This is a genomic window from Streptomyces sp. NPDC024687 (genome assembly GCF_055559055.1).
On sequence record NZ_JBVHLJ010000001.1, the window covers coordinates 317792 to 338240 of the forward strand.

Here is a 20449-nt window from a genome sequence, read left to right on the forward strand (position 1 = left end):
GGGCGAGGACCCACACGTGGCGCGAGGGGACAGGACACAAGGTGGCAGGGGCAAGGCAGGCCGTGGGCGAGGCCCGCAGGATCGTCGTCAAGGTCGGTTCCTCGTCGCTGACCACCGCTGCCGGCGGCCTCGACGCCGACCGGGTCGACGCGCTCGTCGACGTCCTCGCCAAGAGCCGCAGCGGAGGCGAGAAGGAGATCGTCCTCGTCTCCTCCGGAGCCATCGCCGCCGGCCTCGCCCCGCTGGGCCTGCGCCGCCGCCCCCGCGACCTCGCGCGCCAGCAGGCCGCCGCCAGCGTCGGCCAGGGCCTGCTCGTCGCCCGCTACACCGCCTCCTTCGCGCGCTACGGCGTCCGCGTCGGCCAGGTGCTGCTGACCAGCGACGACATGAGCCGCCGCGCCCACCACCGCAACGCCTCCCGCACCCTCGACAAGCTCCTCGCGATGGGCGCCCTGCCGATCGTCAACGAGAACGACACCGTCGCCACCGACGAGATCCGCTTCGGCGACAACGACCGGCTCGCCGCCCTGGTGGCCCACCTGGTCCACGCCGACCTGCTCGTCCTGCTCTCCGACATCGACGGCGTCTACGACGGCGACCCCAGCAGGCCCGGCACCTCGCGGATAGCTCAGGTGCGCGGACCCGAGGACCTGGCGGGCATCGAGATCGGCAGCGCCGGCAAGGCGGGCGTCGGCACCGGCGGCATGGTCACCAAGGTCGAGGCCGCCCGGATCGCGGCCGCCGCCGGCATCCCCGTGGTGCTGACCAGCACGGTCCACGCGGCCGAGGCGCTGTCCGGCGGTGACACCGGCACCTACTTCCACCCTGCCGACAAGCGCTCCGCCGACCGGCTGCTGTGGCTCCAGCACGCGTCCACCCCGCAGGGCTCGCTGACCCTGGACGACGGTGCGGTGAAAGCGGTCGTCGACCGCCGCAAGTCGCTGCTGCCGGCCGGGATCGCCTCCGTCGAGGGCGAGTTCGTCGCGGGCGACCCCGTGGAACTGCGCGACGGCACCGGGCACGCCGTGGCCCGCGGGCTCGTCAACTTCGACGCCAAGGAGATCCCGCGGCTCATCGGCCGCTCCACCCGGGAGCTGGCACGCGAGCTGGGGCCGGCCTACGAGCGGGAGGTCGTCCACCGGGACGATCTGGTGATCCTGCACCCCTGAGGACCGTCTGAGGACCACTCCGCGCCCAACGGAGCCCCGGGTGCCGGGGGTACCGCCCGAAAACGGGGTGAACGCCCTGCCAAGGGCGTCGCCCTGAGGTGGACGTTCCGCAAAACCGCCCCACGAGCCCTTGCGGCCTGCTCAACTTTGTCCCAGGGACAACAACATTCCGCCCGACCCGTGGGGTCGACCTGTGCATGAAGGAGGCCGTCGTGAGACGAGTGCGCCCTGGGGCGGCGTCCCGCGCTGGTGCGGCGGCTTCATCCGGTCGCCCTGGGGGGACCGTGGCGCGGGCGGCCGGCGGTTCCCCGGCCCCGGCCGAGGACGAGACCGGAGGCCCGGCCCCCCGGGCGGCCGGTGAGGAGCGGACCCTGACGAGCGTCGCGGCCGGCGACCGCTACCAGGGCGAGGAGCCCCAGGATCTGCCGCGCCTGTGGCATGTCACCCTCAGCGTCTCCGGTGACGAGGCCCCGCTGAAGGAGGTCCGGCGCGCCCTGGAGCAGCTTGCCCACGACCACCCCTTCCTGCTGACCAGCCGCTACGCCAACGACCACGCCGAGATCCGGTACTGGGAGGAGGCCCGCGACCTGCACGACGCGGCCGCCGTCGCCCTGCGCCTGTGGGGCGAGCACCGCCAGACCGCGGGACTGCCGCCGTGGGAGATCGTCGGCTTGGAGGTCATCGACCGCCAGACCTACCACCAGCGCATCGCCGAAGGGTACGGTCCGCCGCCTGCCTCGCCGGTCGTGGTCCACCCGTTCTGATCGTGTCCCGGCGGGTGTCCCTTTGATCCCGTCTCGCGCTGTGGAACAACGGGTGGACGGCCTCGCCCGGCGCACTACCCTTCCGGTATGACCTCGCTCTCGCCGTACGACTCCATGACCCCGGTCACCCAGGCCGCCTACCGGGCCAAGGCCGCCGCCGCCGACCTCGCCCCGCTGCCGAGGGCCGAGAAGGACGACGCGCTGCTCGCCATCGCGGACGCCCTGGAGGTCCGCACGAGCGAGATCGTCGAGGCCAACGCCAAGGACATCGCCAAGGCCCGCGAGGCCGGCACCAGCGAGGCGATCATCGACCGGCTGACCCTCACCCCGGAACGGGTGCGCGCCATCGCCTCCGACGTCCGGGACGTCGTCGCGCTGCCCGACCCGGTCGGCGAGGTCGTGCGCGGCTCGACCCTGCCCAACGGCATCGACCTGCGCCAGGTCCGCGTCCCGCTCGGCGTGGTCGGCATCATCTACGAGGCCCGCCCGAACGTCACGGTCGACGCCGCCGCCCTCTGCCTGAAGTCCGGCAACGCGGTCCTGCTACGCGGCTCGGGCTCCGCGTACGAGTCGAACACCGCCCTCGTCCGGGTGCTGCGCGACGCCGTGGGCGGCGCCGGACTGCCCGCCGACGCCATCCAGCTCGTGCCCGGCGAGTCCCGCGAGAGCGTGCGCGAGCTGATGCGCGCCCGCGGCCTGGTCGACGTGCTCATCCCGCGCGGCGGTGCCTCGCTCATCCAGACCGTCGTGACGGAGTCGATCGTCCCCGTCATCGAGACCGGCACCGGAAACTGCCACGTCTACGTCGACGCCCAGGCCGACCTCGACATGGCGATCGACATCCTGATCAACTCCAAGGCCCAGCGGGTCAGCGTCTGCAACGCCGCCGAGACCCTCCTGGTCCACCAGGACATCGCCCCGGAGTTCCTGCCTCGTGCCCTGGACGCCCTCGCCGAGGCCGGGGTGACCGTCCACGCCGACCAGCGGGTGCTGGCGTACGCCAAGGACACCAAGGCGACCGTCGTCGAGGCCACGCTCGAGGACTGGGACACCGAGTACCTCTCCTACGACATCGCCGCCGCGGTCGTCGACTCGCTCGACAAGGCCGTCGAGCACATCCGGCTGTGGACCTCCGGCCACACCGAGGCCATCGTCACCACCTCCCAGCAGGCCGCCCGCCGCTTCACCCAGCTGGTCGACTCCACGACCGTCGCGGTCAACGCCTCCACCCGCTTCACCGACGGCGGTCAGTTCGGCTTCGGCGCGGAGATCGGCATCTCCACCCAGAAGCTGCACGCCCGCGGCCCGATGGGCCTGCCGGAGCTGACGAGCACGAAGTACATCGTCACCGGCGACGGCCACATCCGCCGCTGAACCGGGGCGTCCGGGGGCGCCCGAGAGGTGTCTCACAGGGCGGATGAATTTCCCTACCGTCTGCCCAAAATGACCCCCCAGGTCTACTCTGGATTCGTGCCGGAGGACGTGGGGGGCACGCCGTTCCCTGACGGCTGGGAGCCCGACGACGACCACGACCGCGGGGTGTCGGACGAAGAGTTCGCCTCCGTGGTCTTCGACGAGGCCTTCGTACGGGCGGCCGTGGTACACGAGCCGACCGCCGTCGAGCGCCTCCTGGCCGCGGCCCGGGCCAGAGCGGAGGCCTCCGAGGCCGAGGCCCGCCGCGCCCGCCCCAGAGCCGATCGGTACGACGACGGCTACGGACCCGGCGGTTTCGGCCATGATCCGGAACTCGACGACCTGGACGACACCGACATCCTCGAGGGCCGCTACGGCACCCCGGGGACGTACGGCAAACAGGTCCGCTGGCACCGCCCCGTGGCCTGGATGCTCGCGCTCGTCATGGGCATCGGCATGGTCGCGCTGGCCTTCACGGCGGTCTACCGGGGCGCCTCCTCGGGCAGCCGCGACCGGGTTCCGCCGCCCGCCTCGACCGGTCTGGAACAGGGCAGCACGGTGACGCCCTCGGCGTCGGCCGACTACTCCCAGCCAGCCGTCTCCGCGGTCCCGCGAACGCCCTGACGCTCCTGGTGAGAACCTGTCAGAACTTGTCGCACAGCGGGGCGTTTACCTGAGCGCCCCGAGACCTACCCTGAAGATATGGGAGGGCCAGCAGACCCACCCGAGGGGACACCCGAGGGCGGCCCCGTGGGTGGTGAGGACGAGTACCGATCCGTCGTCTTCGACGAGTCGTTCGTCCGCGCTGCCCGCCTCCAGGAGTACTCCGCGCAGGAGCGCATCACCGACCACGCGCCCGCCGTCCGCCGCCGTCCGCCGCTGCGCCGGGGACTGTCCCGACAGGTGCTGATCCTGGTCCTGCTGATCGCCGTCGCCTTCGGCACCGCGATCTACATGGGCGTACGGCACCCCTACCAGAACTCCGCGGTCCGGCAGCCCGTCGAACCCCTGCGCATGACCGTCATCCCGCTGGCGCCCGAGGGCGAGGTCCCGGGACACACCGACGCCGAGTACCTGTACGCGCACAGCCCCGCCGCGCAGTACCGCGTCGGCGCCGAGGGCATCCCGCTGCCGGCTTCCCGCCGCACCGCGCACTTCTCCGACAGCCAGGTCGTGTCCGCGCTGACCACGGCCAAGGACTACATCGTGCGGTCCTCGCTCGACCCGGACGTCCTCGTCCGCGACCAGGTCCGCGCCGTGCGGGTGCTCCTCGACACGGAACAGCTCGACCAGTTCGACCAGAGTTTCGCCCACCCCGCCGCCGACGGACGGCACGCGCCGACCGGGTGGCTGGTCCGCTTCGACCCCGCGCAGGTGCGCCTGGCCGACGCCGGGATCCGGGTGCAGGGCAGCCTCCAGGCCGCCGAGACCGACGCCTCGACGCTGGAGGTCACGGCGGACCACACGTTCGTGTACGCGTTGCGGGCGGCCGGGGCAGGTGCCTCCCAGGCGGCCGCGCTGTTCACCGTCCGGCGTGAGCTGCACTTCCGGTTCGACCGGGACGATCTGCGGATGCACACGGCCCAGCTGGTCGTGTCGTACGTCCAGGCCGGGCCGCTGTCGTGCGCGGAGGACTCCACGAACCGGTTGCATCCGTTGCTGGCCGGCCAGACCGCGAAGGCGGGCGGACCGGCCGGGACCGATCCGTATGCGACGGGGAGCGCGACGGCGCTGTGCGGGTCGCTGGCCACCAGTGCGCAGCCGAAGGTGTGACGGCGGTTCGTCGTCGGCTGCGGGTCCGGTGGGGCCGCGGGATCGGTGGGACTGCGGGATCGGTGGGTCTGTGAGTTCGGTGGGCGTGGGTGGGTTCAGTCGCCCTGGGCCGGTCCGTTCCCTTCGGTCGGTCGGTCGTCGTCCCTCGGGGCCGAATTCGAGAATCCGCCGAAGCCCCTGCGCACCCTGCCGCCCAGGTCGCCCGCTCCGCCCGCGATGTCGCTGACCAGCTTCATCAGGGGGTCCTTGGAGCTCTTGACGTTGGTCGCGTAGCTCGCGGCCGACTCGCGGAAGGAGTCCGTGACCGAGGTGTCCTTGTCCTCGGTGCGGCGCGGGTAGTGACCGTCCATGATCCGCTGGTGGTCGCGGGACTCGGCCCACTTCTTCAGCTCGGCCGCGCGCACGGTGGTGAAGGGGTGGGAACGCGGCAGGACGTTCAGGATCTTCAGCACGGAGTCGCGCAGGTCACCGCCGGCCTCGTACTCCTCGGCCTGCTTCAGGAACGCGTCCACGTTCATCTCGTGCAGATGGTGACCGCCGGCCAGCTTCATCAGGCCGCGCATCGAGGCCCGCAGGTCCTGGCCGACCAGGAGACCTGCCCGGTCCGCCGACAGCTCCGACTTGCGGAACCACTCGCGCAGCGCGGTCACGATCGCCATGATCGCGATGTTGCCCAGCGGGATCCACGCCACCCTGAGGGCGAGGCTGGTCAGGAACAGCAGGATGGTCCGGTAGACCGAGTGACCGGAGAGGGCGTGCCCCACCTCGTGGCCGACGACCGCCCGCATCTCCTCCTCGTCGAGCAGGTCGACCAGACCCGTGGTGACGACGATGATCGGCTCGTCCAGACCGATGCACATCGCGTTCGGCTGCGGGTCCTGGTTGACGTACATCGGCGGGACCTTCTCCAGGTCCAGGATGTAACACGCGTCCCGCAGCATGTCGTTGAGGTACGCGAACTGCTGGTCGGACACGCGCACCGAGTCGGACAGGAACAGCAGCCGCAGGCTCCGCTCGGGGAGCAGTCCGCTGAGTGCCTTGAACACCGTGTCGAAGCCGCTCAGCTTGCGCAGCGCCACCAGGGCGGAGCGGTCGGCGGGGTGCTCGTACGCACGCGAGGAGATACCCGGGAAACGCCTGCGCTGCCTGCTCGGCACCTGCTCGTGTCCGTTGTTCTGATGGCCGTCGTCGGACATGTCTTCCCCCATGTGCGTCTTTGGCTGTGCCTCTTCGGCCTCTGTGATCCTTTACGGACCCTTGTGCGGCCCTTTGCGCCCCCCGAAGCAGAGCCCAGCCTAGGCGGAGATAGCGTGGACGGGCAGTACAGCGAAGGAGTCCACATCATGGAGCACACCCGGGCCGCCTGGCTCACCGAGGCCGCGAGCGCCGCCGAGCAGCAGGGGTCCGGAAATCTGCTCCGGGTGGTACTGGTCGTGATGTTCCTGGGCTGTGCGTTCACCGCGTGGTTCCTGCTGCGGGGGTACAAGCGGAAGGACGACTGAGGAAGGGCGAAGGTTCCCCGACGCCCTGAGCGCGGCCTTCAATGGTGGAGTCGGCGTGATGGCCCCCACCGCGCCCGCTTACCATGAGCCGACGTCTTTATCCCGCCCACCGGATAGGTCCTGCCGAAGATGAGCTTCCACAGCACCGCTGCCCAGTTGGTCACCCTCGCCGCTGAGGGCGAGGAGCACGGCGGCAACCACGAGAGCCTCAACCCCCTGGTGACCGGCGGTGGCGCGTTCATCATCCTGTTGCTCCTGCTGTGGATCACCACCCGTTTCAACCGCGACCGCTGAGGCACCGGGTGCCCGAAGCGGGGCACTGCGGGTCTCCGCCTGCCCGGTTCCTCAGGCCGGGCCGGTAGGGTCTGCACGCATGGGAGAGCAGGACATGCCTACCGGCCCGGGCAACGGCCCGTCGAGCCCAGGCAAGCGCCGACTGGGCGTCATGGGCGGAACGTTCGACCCGATCCACCACGGGCACCTCGTGGCGGCCAGCGAGGTCGCCGCGCAGTTCCACCTGGACGAGGTGATGTTCGTACCGACGGGCCAGCCGTGGCAGAAGAGCCACCGCGCGGTCTCCCCGGCCGAGGACCGCTATCTGATGACGGTCATCGCGACCGCCGAGAACCCGCAGTTCTCGGTCAGCCGCATCGACATCGACCGCGGTGGCGCGACCTACACCACGGACACCCTGCGCGACCTCAAGGCCCTCAACCCCGACACCGACCTCTTCTTCATCACGGGCGCCGACGCCCTCGGCCAGATCCTCACCTGGCGGGACACGGAAGAGCTGTTCGCCCTGGCACACTTCATCGGAGTCACCCGGCCCGGCCACACCCTGGCCGACCCGGGACTCCCCGAGGGCGGCGTCTCACTCGTCGAGGTCCCCGCCCTCGCCATCTCCTCCACCGACTGCCGGGCGAGAGTCGCCAAGGGCGACCCCGTCTGGTACCTGGTGCCGGACGGAGTCGTGCGGTACATCGACAAGCGCGAGCTGTACCGCGGCGAGTGAGCCGAGAGGGGCACCGGTGAACGACCGATACGACGCGGGCTACGGCGACGACCAGGAGAACCAGTACCAGCTCGTCGGCTACGACGACTACGGCCGACCGGTGTACCAGCAGGTCCCGCCGCAACAGGCCCCGCAGCAGCAGTACGACCCCTACGCCCAGCAGGGCTACGGCTACGACCCGTACGCCACCGGCGGACAGCAGGCCACGCCGTACGACACGGGCACCCAGAACCCCGTCCCGCCCTACGACCCCTACGCGGCGGACACCGGTCAGCAGGCGCCCGTGCCGCCCTACGACCCCTACGCCGACGGGGGCGGCCAGGGCGGCGGTCCGGCGACGGCGTACGACCCCTACGGCCGGGCCGCCGCGAACGGCCGGCAGCCCCGCGTCGCCGAGCAGACCGCCTACATCCCGCACCAGGGCGGACCGGCCGAGGGGACACAGGCGGGCCAGGGGTACGCCGGACGGACGCAGGCCGGCCAGGGTCACACCGCGGGAGCACCGGCCGATCAGGGGCGGGTCCGTGCCGGTGCGGAGCCCGCCGACGGGGACGAACGGCAGTACCACACCGCGCAGTTCGCGTTCGTCGAGGAGCCCGACACCGACTCCGAGGACGTCATCGACTGGCTCAACTTCACCGAGAACCGCACCGAGCGCCGCGAGGAGGCCAAGCGTCGCGCCCGCAGCCGGCTCGTCGCCCTGGTCGTCGTCCTCGCCCTGGTCGCGGTGGGCGGAGTCGGCTACCTCTGGTACGCCGGGAAGCTGCCAGGACTGTCGGACACGGAGAGCAAGAAGGGCACCACGATCGCGGCGAGCGCCCAGAACCGCGACGTGATCGTCGTCCATCTGCACAACACCACGAAGGGCGGCACCTCCACGGCGCTGCTCGTCGACAACACCACCACCAAGCAGGGCACCACCGTCCTGATCCCCAACTCCCTCAACCTGACGGGCGACGACGGCTCCACGACGACCCTCGCCAAGTCCGTCGACGACGACGGCTCCTCCGGGACCGTCGACTCCCTCGACACCGTCCTCGGCACCGACATCGAGGGCACCTGGCGCCTGGACACCCCCTATCTGCAGAACCTGGTCGACCTCGTCGGGAACATCGACGTCGACACCAACGCCGCCGTACCCGACCCGGACGCCGGGAAGAAGGGCCAGGCGCCCCTGGTGAGCAAGGGGAAGGACCAGACCCTCAGCGGCAAGATGGCCGTCGCCTACGCCACCTACCGTGCCTCCGGCGAGGCCCAGAACGCCCAGCTGGAGCGGTTCGGCCAGGTCCTGCAGGGCGTCCTGCGCAAGCTGTCCTCCGACCCGACGGCCGCGACCACCACCGTGCAGACGCTGGCCCAGATTCTCGACCCGTCGCTGACGGACAAGGACCTCGGCACCTTCCTCGCCAAGCTCGCGGACCTCGCCAAGAGCGGCGACTACAGGACCGCGCTGCTGCCCGTCCAGCAGGACGGCACCCTGAGTGCGGAGGCCAGTGCGAGCGTCGTCAAGGACGTCCTCGGCGGCAAGGCGAAGAGCCCCGACAAGGACGCGGCCGTGAGCGTCTCGGTCCAGAACGCCACCGGCACCAGGGACAACACGGAGAAGGCCCGCGTCGTCCTCCTCAACGGCGGCTTCACCTTCATCGACGGCGGCACACCCTCCTCGGCCCGGGCCACCTCCAAGGTCGTCTACGCCGACGCCGCCGACAAGGCGAACGCCACCGAGGTCGCCAAGACCCTGGGCCTGCCCACCAGCGCCGTCGGCAAGGGCACGATCTCCTCGAGCGCGAACGTCTCCGTGATCCTCGGCCAGGACTACAAACCCGACTCCTCGTCCTAGGCCCGGCTCAGGGCCCGCAGCGGCACCCCGCGTGATCTCCGCCATCGCGTGGGGTGCCGTCGGCGGTCCGTGAGACCCTTGGTGTCAAGTGACCGCCGACCGAAAGCCTTGTAGTGACCGCCACTGACCGTTCCATCGAGCTCGTCCACACCGCCGCGCAGGCGGCCGCCGACAAGCTCGCCCATGACGTGATCGCGTACGACGTCAGCGACGTCCTCTCGATCACCGACGCCTTCCTGTTGGCGTCCGCACCCAACGACCGCCAGGTCAAGTCCATCGTCGACGAGATCGAGGAGCGGCTCTCGAAGGAGCTCGGCGCCAAGCCGGTGCGCCGCGAGGGCGACCGCGAGGCCCGCTGGGTCCTGCTCGACTACGTGGACATCGTCGTCCATGTCCAGCACAGCGAGGAGCGGGTCTTCTACGCCCTGGAGCGGCTGTGGAAGGACTGCCCCGAGCTGGAGCTGCCCGCCGACGCCAAGGCGACCCGCGGCAAGGCGCAGGAGCACGCCGCGCTCCGGACCGAGGAGGACGACGCCGAGTACGGGGAGCCGCGGTGACCGCTCCCGCCGACCGCAAGGGCCGGGGCCGTCGCGTCATCCTGTGGCGGCACGGCCAGACCTCCTGGAACGTGGAGCGTCGCTTCCAGGGCACCACCGACGTCGAGCTCACCGAGATCGGTGTCGGCCAGGCCCGCCGTGCCGCCCGGCTGCTGGCCTCCCTCGAGCCCGACGCGATCGTCGCCTCCGACCTCCAGCGGGCCGCGAACACCGCCGCCGAGCTCGCCGCGCTCACCGGCCTGGACGTGACCCACGACGAGGGCCTGCGGGAGACCTACGCGGGCGTCTGGCAGGGGCTGACGCACGAGGAGATCATCGCCCGGCACGGCGAGGAGTACGCCGCGTGGAAGCGCGGTGAGCCGGTGCGTCGCGGTGGCGGTGAACTGGAGACCGAGGTGGCCGACCGCGCCGCCCCCGTCGTACTCCGGCACGCCGAGAAGCTCCCCGAGGACGGCACCCTCGTCGTGGTCAGCCACGGCGGCACGATCCGGACCACCATCGGCCGGCTGCTCGGCCTGGACTCCCGGCACTGGGAGAGCCTCGGCGGCCTCTCCAACTGCTGCTGGTCCGTTCTCGGCCAGGGCGCCCGAGGCTGGCGCCTCCTGGAGCACAACGCCGGAACCCTCCCCGAGCCGGTGCTCGGCGACGACGACTGAGGGCTCCGGACCGGATTTCACTTTCCGGCAGGTCGCAGGCTAAAGTTCTTCTTGTTCGCCCGCCGAGCGGGAAGAACACAAGGGGCTATAGCTCAGTTGGTAGAGCGCCTGCATGGCATGCAGGAGGTCAGGAGTTCAATTCTCCTTAGCTCCACAGGTCGACACTCTGTTGAGTTGTCAAAGATCGGTGATCATCAGGGTCCCGTCTCCGTCAGGAGGCGGGATTTTCTGTGTGCTCCTGTGCTGTGTGCTCCTGTTCCGTGTGCTTTCGCAGTCGAGCCGCTTTCTCCCGTGTCTCCTCGTCCTCCGGTGTGTAGACCACGATCCGACACTCGGGCATCCCGTCGATCGACAGCGACTGGGAGGTCATCCGCAGTTCGCCCACGGCCCGGTGGCGGAAGGTCTTCACCCGGGGCCCCGGCGGCACCACCTGGCCGCTCGCCCAGAGTTCGGCGAAGTACGGGCTGGCCGCCGACAGTCCGCGAATGAACTCCTCCCAGGCCGGCTCGCCCACATGTCTGCCGTACGAGGACCGCAGCGTCGCCACCATCACCGGCAGCTCGCGCTCCCGGTGCAGCAGGGGGCAGGCCTCGTCGGACACCGTGAACAGTGTCCACAGCGCGTTCGCCCTCCCGAGGCCGATGATCTCCGGTATCAGGAACAGGTCGCGGTAGCCCGTGTTCGTGGCCAGGATGTCGTAGCGCGAGTTGTAGACGACCGCCGGGAGCGGGTCGAGGGCGTCGATGATGCCCTGCACCTCCGGGCCCGTCGACCGCGTCAGACCCTGCGGGTCCGGGGCGAACGGCACCTGCGCCAGGCGGTACAGATGCTCCCGCTCCGGCGGGTCGAGCCGCAGCGTACGGGCCACGGCGTCCAGGACCTGCGCGGACGCGTTGATCGGCCGGCCCTGCTCCAGCCACGTGTACCAGGTCACACCCACACCGGAGAGCTGGGCGACCTCCTCGCGGCGCAGTCCCGGGGTGCGGCGCCTGAGACCCGGCGGCATGCCCACGTCCGCCGGGGTCACCCGGGCCCGCCTGCTGCGCAGGAACGAGGCCAGCTCGGGCCGTCGTCGCTGTGTCGTCCTCATCGTCACGTCCCCCTCGTCACGACCATCCTCGGTGCCGCACCCGGCGCTTGCCAGGTGCTGGCAGTACCAGCATCGGCGGGCTCTCGGCACCTGTACCGGGATGTCCTCATGCTCAGCGGCATGACGACAACGCCCCGGACGGGACCGAATCCCGCGTCCGTTTCCCCACCTGCCAGAAGTGAAGCACCCGCCACTGACAACCGGCCCCGGCCCCGGCCGCTGCTCGCGCTCGTCCTCGCCGCCCAGTTCATGGCGCTGCTCGACGTGTTCATCGTGAACGTCGCGGCCCCCACGATCGGCACGGAACTGCACGCCTCGGGCGCCCAACTCCAGCTGGTCGTCGCCGGATACGCCATCACGTACTCCGTGCTGCTGATCACCGGCGCCCGGCTGGGCGAGCGGTTCGGCCACGGCCGGGTCCACCTCGCCGGGCTCGCCCTTTTCACGACGGCCTCGCTCGCCTGCGGTCTCGCCCAGGGCGCCACCGAGCTGATCGTCTTCCGGCTGGTGCAGGGCGCCGGATCAGCGGTGATGATCCCGCAGGTGCTCAGCCTGATCCAGCGCAACTTCACCGGCGAGGCCCGGATGAAGGCGCTCGGCGCGTACTCGGCGGTCCTCGCGGTCGGCGCCGCCGCCGGCCAGGTCGTCGGCGGAGTCCTGGTCAGCGCCGACCTGTTCGGCACGAGCTGGCGGCCGGTGTTCCTCGTGAACGTCCCCGTCGGCCTCGTCCTGCTGGTCGCAGGCGCGCGTGTCCTGCTGCTCGGGGACCGTCCGACACCCCGGGACCGGGCGCACGGCCTCGACCTGCCCGGCCTGGTGCTGCTCGGCGCGGCCGTGTCGCTGTGCACGGTGCCGCTGGTGCTCGGGCAGGAGGAGGACTGGCCGCTGTGGTCCTGGCTCTCCCTGGCCGCCGCCGCGATCCTGTTCGCCGTCTTCTGCGGCTACGAGTCCCGGCTGGCCGGGCGCGGCGGAGCCCCGCTGATCACGCCGAGCGTGCTGCGCCACCCCGGCATGGGGCTCGCCGTCTTCCGGATCATGGCGGTCATGGCCGTCAACGGCGGCTTCCTCTTCGTGCTCACCCTGTACGTGCAGGGCAACCTCGGCTACAGCCCGCTGCGGGCAGGACTCTCCTTCGCGCCGACCGCGGCGGTCTTCGGCATCGTCGGACTGACCTGGCGCCACTGGCCCGCGTCCTGGCAGCGGCTGCTGACGCCCGCCGGGTTCCTGATCACCGCCCTGTCCGCGCTGGGCGTGGGCCTGGCGCTGAAGGGCGGCGGCGACGGCGGTGTCGCGCTGTACGCCGCGTACGCCGGCGTGGGCGTCGGACTCGCGCTCGCCTTCAGCCCCACGCTCACCGGGGCCCTGGCCACGGTGGAGCCCCGGCACGCGGCGGACGCCAGCGGCCTGCTCGCCACGGTCACCCAACTCGGCCAGCTGATCGGCGTCGCGGGGTTCGGCACACTGTTCTTGAACCGGCTTGAGTCACTCGGCCCCTCCGAGGCGTATACCTCTGCGGAGGCGCTGTGGGCGTGCATGTTCGCGCTGGCCGGGACCGCCGCGGTGGGCGCCGTGTCCGGACTGGTACTCAGGCGTCGCTGACCGTATTGGTCCGGCCGTGGCAGAATCAAACGGCCGGAAGGGGGCGCGGCCCGACGGGAGGGAGTAGTGATGCCTGCGAGCATCCTCGTGGAGGGCGGCCACCTCCGCGAAGCGGCGTCGACAAAGGACACGACGGTCCGCCTCATCTGCCCTTCCTGCGGTTCTGTCCACGTGGCCCAAGTACTCGGCGACAACGGCGGAATCTCCTACGTGTGCACGGCCTGCGGCCACAGCTGGAGCTGAACGATGGGTGCACACAGGCGAAAGTGCGACTGGTGCGGCAGCGGGACGCCGATCGTACGGGACATGGAGCCGGTCAATCCCGACTACCAGTACTGGTGCGAGGAGTGCGCGCGGGCGCTGATCATAAAAGGCGACCCCATCGAGACGTACCGCGAACTCGAGGGTGAGCCGATCTACGGCCGTCTCCTCGAAGAACACTGCACGCTGAAGCGGTTCTACTCGTTCGTGACCGCTTGACGTCGTCCCTGCTGCCCGCAGGGAAACGATTTGGTGTTCCCCCCGGTGGACCGTGTAATGTTGGCGTCGCCGCCAGGGAAGCCGGGCGGAGCGCAGCACGGGGCTATAGCTCAGTTGGTAGAGCACCTGCATGGCATGCAGGGGGTCAGGAGTTCAAATCTCCTTAGCTCCACACAAAGATCCCGCCAGATCATTTGATCCGGCGGGATTGCTGCGTTTCCAGGGGGAGTTGTCCGCATACGACGAAGGGGGCCGCCCGGAATCCGGGCGGCCCCCTTCGTGACGTCGGCTCAGCGGCCCAGCGCACGCCTCCCGCGACCCTGGGACAGCACCGGCAGGTTGCGGGTGGGGCCCTTGTCGCGCGGGCTCTCGTCCTCCAGGCGCAGGGCGAGCGCCGGACAGCGACGCACCGCGCGTAGAGCCTTGGCCTCGGCGTAGCGCGGTACCTGAGCCTGGGCGACGGTCGGGAAACCGTCGGCGCCCAGTTCGAAGACCTCGGGGAGGATGTCGGCGCACAGGCCGTGCCCCCGGCACAGCGTCCAGTCGACGTAGATCTTCTGACGGCTGGGGCCGGTCTCCTCGGCCTCGCCGCCGCTTGAGATGCCGGTCGCCATCCTGCCGCCCTCGAAGAGCGGCAGAACGCCCTCCACGGGCCGTCCGCAGCCATTGCCGAGGACATGGGCGGCCAGGTCGTCCGTGAACGCCTTGATGGTCGACTCCAGGAACATCGCGGAGCCGTCCGGGTGCGAGCACGCGCCACGCCGCTTCACGTTCTTGGCGACCTGCTTGAGCGCCTCCAGGGCGGCGGGACCGCCGCCGTTGAGGATGTCCTCCATGCCGCGCGCGGCCGCCGGCAGACCGAGGTAGCAGGGGCCGCACTGGCCCGCGCTCTCCTCGGCCAGCCACTGCGCCACCCGCAGCGACTCGCCCAGCGGGCAGGTCTCCTGAGTGATCGGCAGGATCGCGCCGGCGCCGAGCGCGCCGCCCACGGCGTCCAGGGAGTTGCGGGAGACGATCGCCTCGTTGACCGTGGCCGCGTCGATCCACTTGCCGTGGTAGCCGCCCGTCAGCACACCCTGCGGGACCGGCGGGGCGCCGGCCAACTGCAGGACGTAGCGCAGGGGTACGCCGGTTGGGACCTCGATCACCATGGGGCGCGCGACGGCGCCGGAGACCGTGAGCAGGACGGTGCCCGGCTCGTCGTACAGCCCGGTGTTGCCGTAGCGCTCCGGACCGATGCGCGCGGCGATCGCCAGCTGCGCGAAGGTCTCGGCGTTGGACAGGAGCGTGGGTGCGCCGCCGACGCCGTTCTGCGAGGCGCTGACCTTGCGGCCGGGCGGGATGGCCGGGCCGCCGTCGATGGAGCGGATCAGTGATGCCGCCGCTCCGGTGACCATACGGACGGGATTGCGCTGCACGCGTGCGCGTAGCACCGATCTGCGGCCGTTGCTGAGGCCGCGCTCAGCGAGGGCGGCCTCCATGGAGCGCTGCGTGGACTCCCGCGTGACCCCGATCACGAGGGTGCGGGCGCCCAGGGCCTCGGCGGCCAGGAGGGCGCCGTCCAGGATGAGGTGCGGGGCCCGGTTGATGAGGACCGTGTCCTTGCGGCAGGCCGGTTCGTCCTCGCTGCCGTTGACGACGACGACCGGCCGCACACCGCGCTTGATCGCCGCTTCGGCGACCGAGCGCAGCTTCTTGTGGAAGGGGAAGCCGGCGCCGCCGCGCCCCTTCAGGTTGATGGCTTCGGAGAGCTTCGCGAGTTGCTCGCCGCCCATGGGTTCGAGCGGCCCATGCACCTTCAGGTGCATGGGCAGGTCAAGTCGTTCGACAAGGTCGAAGCCCGACGTGAGCTGGGGAAGCCCGACCACGCGGACTTCTGGTACGTCGGGCAGGGCCTCGTTCACCTATAGCCTCCGGAAGGCGTGTTCCAAGGTTCGCCCGGCCCCGGTGAGTCGAAGTCGTACGACTGACCGGGCGTTGGTTCAGCGGCGGGACCGGTGTTGTACGTGTCATTCGGGTTGTACGTGCCGTACAGGGTGTTCGTCTCACCTGTGTCGCGTACATCACCTGTGAGATAGCTGGCCGTGCCCGAATTACCGCCATAGGTCGGGATGTTGTACCCCGTGTCCTGGAGTGGGTCGTAGACCGAGGCGGGTGCCTCGCCGACCGGCGGCGGGGACGGGATCGGCCAGCTGCCGGAGGTGCTGCCGCCGCCGTCCACGCGCGCGATGGGGTCGGTGGCGGCCTGCATGTCCATCGGCAGGTCCATGCGCGCGGTCTGGCCGGTGTCGAAGGGCTGCTGTGCGCCCGGTGACATGGCGCGGTAGGCGGCGGCGAACCCGCTGCCCGCCGGTTCCGGGGCCGGCGGGGCCTGGTAGGCGGGTATGGAGCCGGTCTGCGTCAGGCCCTCGTAGCCGGGCAGGGAGGACTCCGAGCGCCGGCCGGCGGACTCCGGTGCCCTGCGGCGGCCCTCGCGGCCCGGTCCGGCGCTCTCCGCGGCCCTCCTGGCCCGGCTGGCCTCCAGCTCCTCGCGGCCCGGACGCTCCTCGGCACCGAGGAGCATGGCGACCCGGTCGGTGACCTTGCGCTTGAACGGGCGCGGAGCCGCGCGCAGGGCGAGGGCCGCGATGACGCCGAGCACGCAGAGCGCGTACATGTAGGTGAAGATCGGGGCCTTCACCGCGCGGCCCGCGTACAGGCCGTGGATCAGGCCGGCGCACCAGGCCGGGTAGGCCAGCATGTGCATCGCCCGCCAGCGGGCCGCGACCGGAGCCGGGGACGCGAACCGGTTGCGCAGGGCGCCGGTGATGCCGACGAAGATCATGAGCTGGCCGGCCAGGGTGCCGAGACCTATGAGGCCGCCGCTGCTGCTGAAGCCCAGCCCGAACGGGATGAACGCGGCGATCCACGTCGTGTGCTCAAGGGTGAGTTTGATCCCGACGTGCAGCAGAAGGAAGGCGATCGAGCCGACGGCGGTGATCCGGTGCACACCCTGGGCGATGATCCGCTGCCGGGTGTTGAGGACCAATCGGTCCTGTGCGACCAGCCCCCAGATCACGGAACAGGTGAGGAGAACAAGCGTCACCACGCCCGCCCCGAAGTTGAGGAAGTCCTGGAGCCAGACACCTCCGTACACCACGACCAGAGGAATGGTCAGCAGAAAGACGGCCGTCGCCACCCCATAGGCCGACCGGCCGGTCCTGGGGAGCGTGTTGTTGCTACTACGAGGGTTCATGGGGGCAACTCCGAGCGGTTCGGGAAGGCGGTCCCGCTGCCGCACTCTAAGTGGCGCCATACCGATGGGTACGGCGTTTGAGTTATTGCGTTGTTATCAAACGGCCGTGGGGCTGGTGCGATGCCCCTTAGTAGCTGTTACGCGAAGTAATCATTGACCTTGGTTCAGTTCCTGTCGGATCGGACGATGCTCTCGACTGCGGCGGCGAGTGCGGCACCCGGTGCCAAAGAGGCATACGTAAGCTCGTCGCGGCTTGCTCAACGGCTGCGGTACTCTGACGCCATGCGTGCCGTACGCCTTCTGCTTAGTGAGCCGCGCTGATCAGTCCCGACCACCGGTGAAGACGTGGTCGGAATCGGCGCGGCGTCCCCTCCTGTGCGAGGGGATTTTTCGTTTCCGGACGACACAGCCGCTGGCAGAGACGATCGATGGAGCTTTGAGGACCATGAGCGAGACGAACCCCGCTGCCCCCGCCGAGGTGGCCGCGCCGCACCGCTACACGGCCGCCGTCGCGGCCGAGATCGAGGCACGCTGGCAGGACTTCTGGGACGCCGACGGCACCTACGCGGCGCCGAACCCCAAGGGTGACCTGGCGGGCGACCCCGAGGTGGTCGCGCGACCCAAGAAGTACATCATGGACATGTTCCCGTATCCCTCCGGTGCCGGCCTGCACGTCGGCCACCCGCTGGGCTACATCGCCACCGACGTCTTCGCCCGCTTCCAGCGGATGACCGGCCACAACGTCCTGCACACCCTGGGCTTCGACGCCTTCGGCCTGCCCGCCGAGCAGCACGCCGTACAGACCGGCGAGCACCCCCGGGTCACCACCGAGGCCGCCATCAACAACATGAAGTCCCAGCTGCGCCGGCTGGGCCTGGGCCACGACAAGCGCCGGTCGTTCGCCACGATCGACCCGGACTACTACAAGTGGACCCAGTGGATCTTCCTGCAGATCTTCAACTCCTGGTACGACGACGAGGCGAACAAGGCCCGCCCGATCTCCGAGCTGGTCGCCGCCTTCGAGTCCGGTGAGCGCGCGGTCCCCGGTGGCCGTTCCTGGGACGCCCTGTCCGCGGCCGAGCGTGCCGACGTCCTGGGCGAGTACCGCCTGGCGTACGCCTCCGACGCGCCCGTCAACTGGTGCCCGGGCCTGGGCACGGTGCTGGCCAACGAGGAGGTCACCGCCGACGGCCGCTCCGAGCGCGGCAACTTCCCGGTCTTCAAGGCCAAGCTGCGCCAGTGGAACATGCGGATCACCGCGTACGCCGACCGTCTGCTGGACGACCTGAACGAGCTGGACTGGCCCGAGGCCATCAAGCTGCAGCAGCGCAACTGGATCGGCCGCTCCGAGGGCGCCCGCGTCGACTTCCCCGTCGACGGAGAGGCGATCACCGTCTTCACCACGCGCCAGGACACGCTGTTCGGCGCGACCTACATGGTGCTGGCCCCCGAACACCCGCTGGTCGACAAGTTCACACCGCAGGAATGGCCCGAGGGCACGCACGACGTGTGGACCGGCGGACACGCCACCCCCGCCGAGGCGGTCGCCGCCTACCGCGCGCAGGCCGCCTCCAAGTCGGACGTGGAGCGGCAGGCCGAGGCCAAGGACAAGACCGGCGTCTTCACCGGCGTGTACGCGACCAACCCGGTCAACGGCGAGCAGATCCCCGTCTTCATCGCCGACTACGTCCTGATGGGCTACGGCACCGGCGCGATCATGGCCGTACCGGCGCACGACACGCGTGACTTCGCCTTCGCGCGCGCCTTCGAGCTGCCGATCCGCTGCGTGGTCGAGCCGAGCGACGGCCGGAGCACGGACACCTCGACGTGGGACGACGCCTTCGCCTCGTACGACGCCAGGATCGTCAACTCGCACGGCGAGGACGTCTCCCTGGACGGCCTGGGCGTGACCGAGGCCAAGGCGCGCATCACCGAGTGGCTGCAGCGCAAGGGCATCGGCGAGGGCACCGTCAACTTCCGGCTGCGCGACTGGCTGTTCAGCCGCCAGCGCTACTGGGGCGAGCCCTTCCCGATCGTCTACGACGAGGAGGGCATCGCCCACTCGCTGCCCGAGTCGATGCTGCCGCTGGAGCTGCCCGAGGTCGAGGACTACTCGCCGCGCACCTTCGACCCGGACGACGCGGACACCTCCCCGGAGACCCCGCTGTCCCGCAACCAGGACTGGGTCGACGTCACCCTGGACCTGGGCGACGGACGCGGACCCCGCCCGTACCGTCGCGAGACCAACACCATGCCCAACTGGGCCGGTTCCTGCTGGTACGAGCTGCGTTACCTGGACCCGCACAACAGCGAGCAGCTGGTCGACCCCGAGATCGAGCAGTACTGGATGGGCCCGCGCGCGGGACAGCCGCACGGCGGTGTCGACCTGTACGTCGGCGGCGCCGAGCACGCCGTGCTGCACCTGCTGTACGCGCGCTTCTGGTCCAAGGTCCTGTTCGACCTGGGGCACATCTCGTCGCCCGAGCCGTTCCACAAGCTGTACAACCAGGGCATGATCCAGGCCTTCGTCTACCGCGACAGCCGGGGCTTCCCGGTGCCGGCCACCGAGGTCGAGGAGCGCGACGGCCAGTTCTTCCACGCGGGCGAGCAGGTCAAGCGCGAGCTGGGCAAGATGGGCAAGTCCCTGAAGAACGCCGTCACCCCGGAGGCGATCTGCGAGGAGTACGGCGCCGACACCCTGCGCCTGTACGAGATGGCGATGGGCCCGCTGGACGTCTCGCGCCCGTGGGACACGCGCGCGGTGGTCGGCCAGTACCGCCTGCTGCAGAGGCTGTGGCGCAACATCGTCGACGAGGCCACCGGCGAGGTGACCGTCGTCGACGCCGAGCCCGACGAGGCCACGCTGCGCGCCCTGCACAAGGCGATCGACGGGGTGCGCCACGACCTGGAGGGCCTGCGCTTCAACACCGCCATCGCCAAGGTCACGGAGCTGAACAACCACCTGACCAAGACGGGCGGCCCGGTCGCGCGACCGGTCGCCGAGGCGCTGGTGCTGCTGATCACGCCGCTGGCCCCGCACATCGCCGAGGAGCTGTGGCGCAAGCTGGGCCACAGCGAATCGGTCGTCCACCAGGACTTCCCGGTCGCCGACCCGCAGTACGTCGTGGACGAGACCGTGACCTGCGTGGTCCAGGTCAAGGGCAAGGTCAAGGCTCGCCTGGAGGTCTCGCCGGCCATCTCGGACGACGAGCTGGAGAAGGTCGCGCTGGCCGACGAGAAGGTCGTGGCGGCGCTGGAAGGGGCGGGCATCCGCAAGGTGATCGTGCGGGCGCCGAAGCTGGTGAACATCGTTCCGGCGTAAGGCCCCCTAAGGGTCGCGTGCGGGCAGGTTCGGGGTT

Annotated in this window: 19 protein-coding genes and 2 tRNA genes; 17 read left to right on the forward strand and 4 right to left on the reverse strand. The window is 70.5% G+C overall.

What is annotated here, in order from left to right:
* Window positions 1-62 precede the first annotated feature (62 nt).
* The 5 genes from proB to ACZ39I_RS01435 all read left to right on the forward strand — a co-directional run bounded on the left by proB (window position 63) and on the right by ACZ39I_RS01435 (window position 5119).
* Window positions 63-1169, forward strand: a complete 1107-nt coding sequence (gene proB, locus ACZ39I_RS01415) for a glutamate 5-kinase (RefSeq protein ID WP_352384370.1) — start codon at window positions 63-65, stop codon at window positions 1167-1169.
* A 212-nt stretch (window positions 1170-1381) separates the two neighbouring features.
* Window positions 1382-1933 (forward strand): hypothetical protein, encoded by a 552-nt coding sequence (locus tag ACZ39I_RS01420; protein ID WP_467241614.1) that lies wholly within the window; start codon window positions 1382-1384, stop codon window positions 1931-1933.
* Window positions 1934-2020: 87 nt separating this feature from the next.
* Complete coding sequence (locus ACZ39I_RS01425; RefSeq protein WP_352383894.1) at window positions 2021-3307, forward strand: glutamate-5-semialdehyde dehydrogenase; 1287 nt, start codon at window positions 2021-2023, stop codon at window positions 3305-3307.
* Window positions 3308-3403: 96 nt separating this feature from the next.
* The gene (locus ACZ39I_RS01430) at window positions 3404-3970 is read left to right on the forward strand and encodes an SCO2584 family spore wall biosynthesis protein (protein ID WP_467241616.1); all 567 of its coding nucleotides are present in this window, start codon (window positions 3404-3406) and stop codon (window positions 3968-3970) included.
* Between the two features lie 78 nt (window positions 3971-4048).
* On the forward strand, window positions 4049-5119 hold the full coding sequence (locus ACZ39I_RS01435) for an SCO2583 family membrane protein (protein WP_467241618.1): 1071 nt from the start codon (window positions 4049-4051) through the stop codon (window positions 5117-5119).
* Between the two features lie 95 nt (window positions 5120-5214).
* Here the strand turns inward: ACZ39I_RS01435 and ACZ39I_RS01440 are convergent, their stop codons facing one another.
* A complete protein-coding gene (locus tag ACZ39I_RS01440; protein ID WP_467241620.1) occupies window positions 5215-6315 on the reverse strand; it encodes a M48 family metallopeptidase in 1101 nt (366 codons plus the stop codon).
* 147 nt (window positions 6316-6462) lie between these two features.
* Here ACZ39I_RS01440 and ACZ39I_RS01445 point away from each other — a divergent pair, with 147 nt between their 5' ends.
* The 7 genes from ACZ39I_RS01445 to ACZ39I_RS01475 all read left to right on the forward strand — a co-directional run bounded on the left by ACZ39I_RS01445 (window position 6463) and on the right by ACZ39I_RS01475 (window position 10840).
* Window positions 6463-6621 (forward strand): hypothetical protein, encoded by a 159-nt coding sequence (locus ACZ39I_RS01445; RefSeq protein WP_088245276.1) that lies wholly within the window; start codon window positions 6463-6465, stop codon window positions 6619-6621.
* Window positions 6622-6750: 129 nt separating this feature from the next.
* Window positions 6751-6915, forward strand: a complete 165-nt coding sequence (locus tag ACZ39I_RS01450; RefSeq protein ID WP_037716950.1) for a hypothetical protein — start codon at window positions 6751-6753, stop codon at window positions 6913-6915.
* Between the two features lie 79 nt (window positions 6916-6994).
* Window positions 6995-7633, forward strand: a complete 639-nt coding sequence (gene nadD, locus ACZ39I_RS01455) for a nicotinate-nucleotide adenylyltransferase (RefSeq protein WP_403651974.1) — start codon at window positions 6995-6997, stop codon at window positions 7631-7633.
* Between the two features lie 16 nt (window positions 7634-7649).
* Entirely contained in the window at window positions 7650-9473 is a 1824-nt protein-coding gene (locus ACZ39I_RS01460; protein WP_467241622.1) for a LytR C-terminal domain-containing protein, read from the forward strand.
* 113 nt (window positions 9474-9586) lie between these two features.
* Window positions 9587-10030 carry a ribosome silencing factor gene (rsfS, locus tag ACZ39I_RS01465; protein WP_467241623.1) on the forward strand — a complete coding sequence of 148 codons (444 nt, stop codon included), beginning with the start codon at window positions 9587-9589 and terminating at the stop codon, window positions 10028-10030.
* Window positions 10027-10686, forward strand: coding sequence for a histidine phosphatase family protein (locus ACZ39I_RS01470; RefSeq protein ID WP_403651968.1), 660 nt, complete (start codon window positions 10027-10029; stop codon window positions 10684-10686). The genes rsfS and ACZ39I_RS01470 overlap by 4 nt, the downstream gene beginning before the upstream one ends.
* A gap of 81 nt (window positions 10687-10767) precedes the next feature.
* Window positions 10768-10840: transfer RNA gene (locus tag ACZ39I_RS01475), tRNA-Ala, on the forward strand.
* Window positions 10841-10897: 57 nt separating this feature from the next.
* Here ACZ39I_RS01475 and ACZ39I_RS01480 read toward each other — a convergent pair.
* A complete protein-coding gene (locus ACZ39I_RS01480) occupies window positions 10898-11776 on the reverse strand; it encodes a helix-turn-helix transcriptional regulator (protein WP_467241625.1) in 879 nt (292 codons plus the stop codon).
* Between the two features lie 120 nt (window positions 11777-11896).
* Here ACZ39I_RS01480 and ACZ39I_RS01485 point away from each other — a divergent pair, with 120 nt between their 5' ends.
* The 4 genes from ACZ39I_RS01485 to ACZ39I_RS01500 all read left to right on the forward strand — a co-directional run bounded on the left by ACZ39I_RS01485 (window position 11897) and on the right by ACZ39I_RS01500 (window position 14027).
* Window positions 11897-13375, forward strand: a complete 1479-nt coding sequence (locus ACZ39I_RS01485; protein WP_467241627.1) for an MFS transporter — start codon at window positions 11897-11899, stop codon at window positions 13373-13375.
* A 69-nt stretch (window positions 13376-13444) separates the two neighbouring features.
* On the forward strand, window positions 13445-13618 hold the full coding sequence (locus tag ACZ39I_RS01490) for a hypothetical protein (RefSeq protein WP_352383877.1): 174 nt from the start codon (window positions 13445-13447) through the stop codon (window positions 13616-13618).
* 3 nt (window positions 13619-13621) lie between these two features.
* On the forward strand, window positions 13622-13855 hold the full coding sequence (locus tag ACZ39I_RS01495) for a hypothetical protein (protein ID WP_003976229.1): 234 nt from the start codon (window positions 13622-13624) through the stop codon (window positions 13853-13855).
* Between the two features lie 99 nt (window positions 13856-13954).
* A tRNA-Ala gene (locus ACZ39I_RS01500) sits at window positions 13955-14027 on the forward strand.
* A gap of 118 nt (window positions 14028-14145) precedes the next feature.
* On the opposite strand, the gene ACZ39I_RS01505 is transcribed toward ACZ39I_RS01500, so the two are convergent.
* Both ACZ39I_RS01505 and ACZ39I_RS01510 read right to left on the reverse strand, forming a co-directional pair.
* A complete protein-coding gene (locus ACZ39I_RS01505; RefSeq protein WP_467241629.1) occupies window positions 14146-15759 on the reverse strand; it encodes an NADH-ubiquinone oxidoreductase-F iron-sulfur binding region domain-containing protein in 1614 nt (537 codons plus the stop codon).
* Complete coding sequence (locus ACZ39I_RS01510; RefSeq protein ID WP_467241630.1) at window positions 15756-17090, reverse strand: cytochrome b/b6 domain-containing protein; 1335 nt, start codon at window positions 17088-17090, stop codon at window positions 15756-15758. The genes ACZ39I_RS01505 and ACZ39I_RS01510 overlap by 4 nt, the downstream gene beginning before the upstream one ends.
* A gap of 445 nt (window positions 17091-17535) precedes the next feature.
* On the opposite strand from ACZ39I_RS01510, the gene leuS reads away from it, so the two are divergent.
* Entirely contained in the window at window positions 17536-20412 is a 2877-nt protein-coding gene (gene leuS / locus ACZ39I_RS01515; protein ID WP_467241632.1) for a leucine--tRNA ligase, read from the forward strand.
* Window positions 20413-20449: the final 37 nt, after the last annotated feature.

What these genes read in the sequence shown, in the direction of transcription:
- ACZ39I_RS01425 (WP_352383894.1), top strand. Translation starts at nt 2,021, where the DNA reads ATGACCTCGCTCTCGCCGTACGACTCCATGACCCCGGTCACCCAGGCC.
- ACZ39I_RS01435 (WP_467241618.1), top strand. Translation starts at nt 4,049, where the DNA reads ATGGGAGGGCCAGCAGACCCACCCGAGGGGACACCCGAGGGCGGCCCC.
- ACZ39I_RS01440 (WP_467241620.1), bottom strand. Translation starts at nt 6,315, where the DNA reads ATGTCCGACGACGGCCATCAGAACAACGGACACGAGCAGGTGCCGAGC.
- ACZ39I_RS01445 (WP_088245276.1), top strand. Translation starts at nt 6,463, where the DNA reads ATGGAGCACACCCGGGCCGCCTGGCTCACCGAGGCCGCGAGCGCCGCC.
- ACZ39I_RS01450 (WP_037716950.1), top strand. Translation starts at nt 6,751, where the DNA reads ATGAGCTTCCACAGCACCGCTGCCCAGTTGGTCACCCTCGCCGCTGAG.
- nadD (WP_403651974.1), top strand. Translation starts at nt 6,995, where the DNA reads ATGGGAGAGCAGGACATGCCTACCGGCCCGGGCAACGGCCCGTCGAGC.
- ACZ39I_RS01480 (WP_467241625.1), bottom strand. Translation starts at nt 11,776, where the DNA reads ATGAGGACGACACAGCGACGACGGCCCGAGCTGGCCTCGTTCCTGCGC.
- ACZ39I_RS01485 (WP_467241627.1), top strand. Translation starts at nt 11,897, where the DNA reads ATGACGACAACGCCCCGGACGGGACCGAATCCCGCGTCCGTTTCCCCA.
- ACZ39I_RS01490 (WP_352383877.1), top strand. Translation starts at nt 13,445, where the DNA reads ATGCCTGCGAGCATCCTCGTGGAGGGCGGCCACCTCCGCGAAGCGGCG.
- ACZ39I_RS01495 (WP_003976229.1), top strand. Translation starts at nt 13,622, where the DNA reads ATGGGTGCACACAGGCGAAAGTGCGACTGGTGCGGCAGCGGGACGCCG.
- ACZ39I_RS01510 (WP_467241630.1), bottom strand. Translation starts at nt 17,090, where the DNA reads ATGAACCCTCGTAGTAGCAACAACACGCTCCCCAGGACCGGCCGGTCG.
- leuS (WP_467241632.1), top strand. Translation starts at nt 17,536, where the DNA reads ATGAGCGAGACGAACCCCGCTGCCCCCGCCGAGGTGGCCGCGCCGCAC.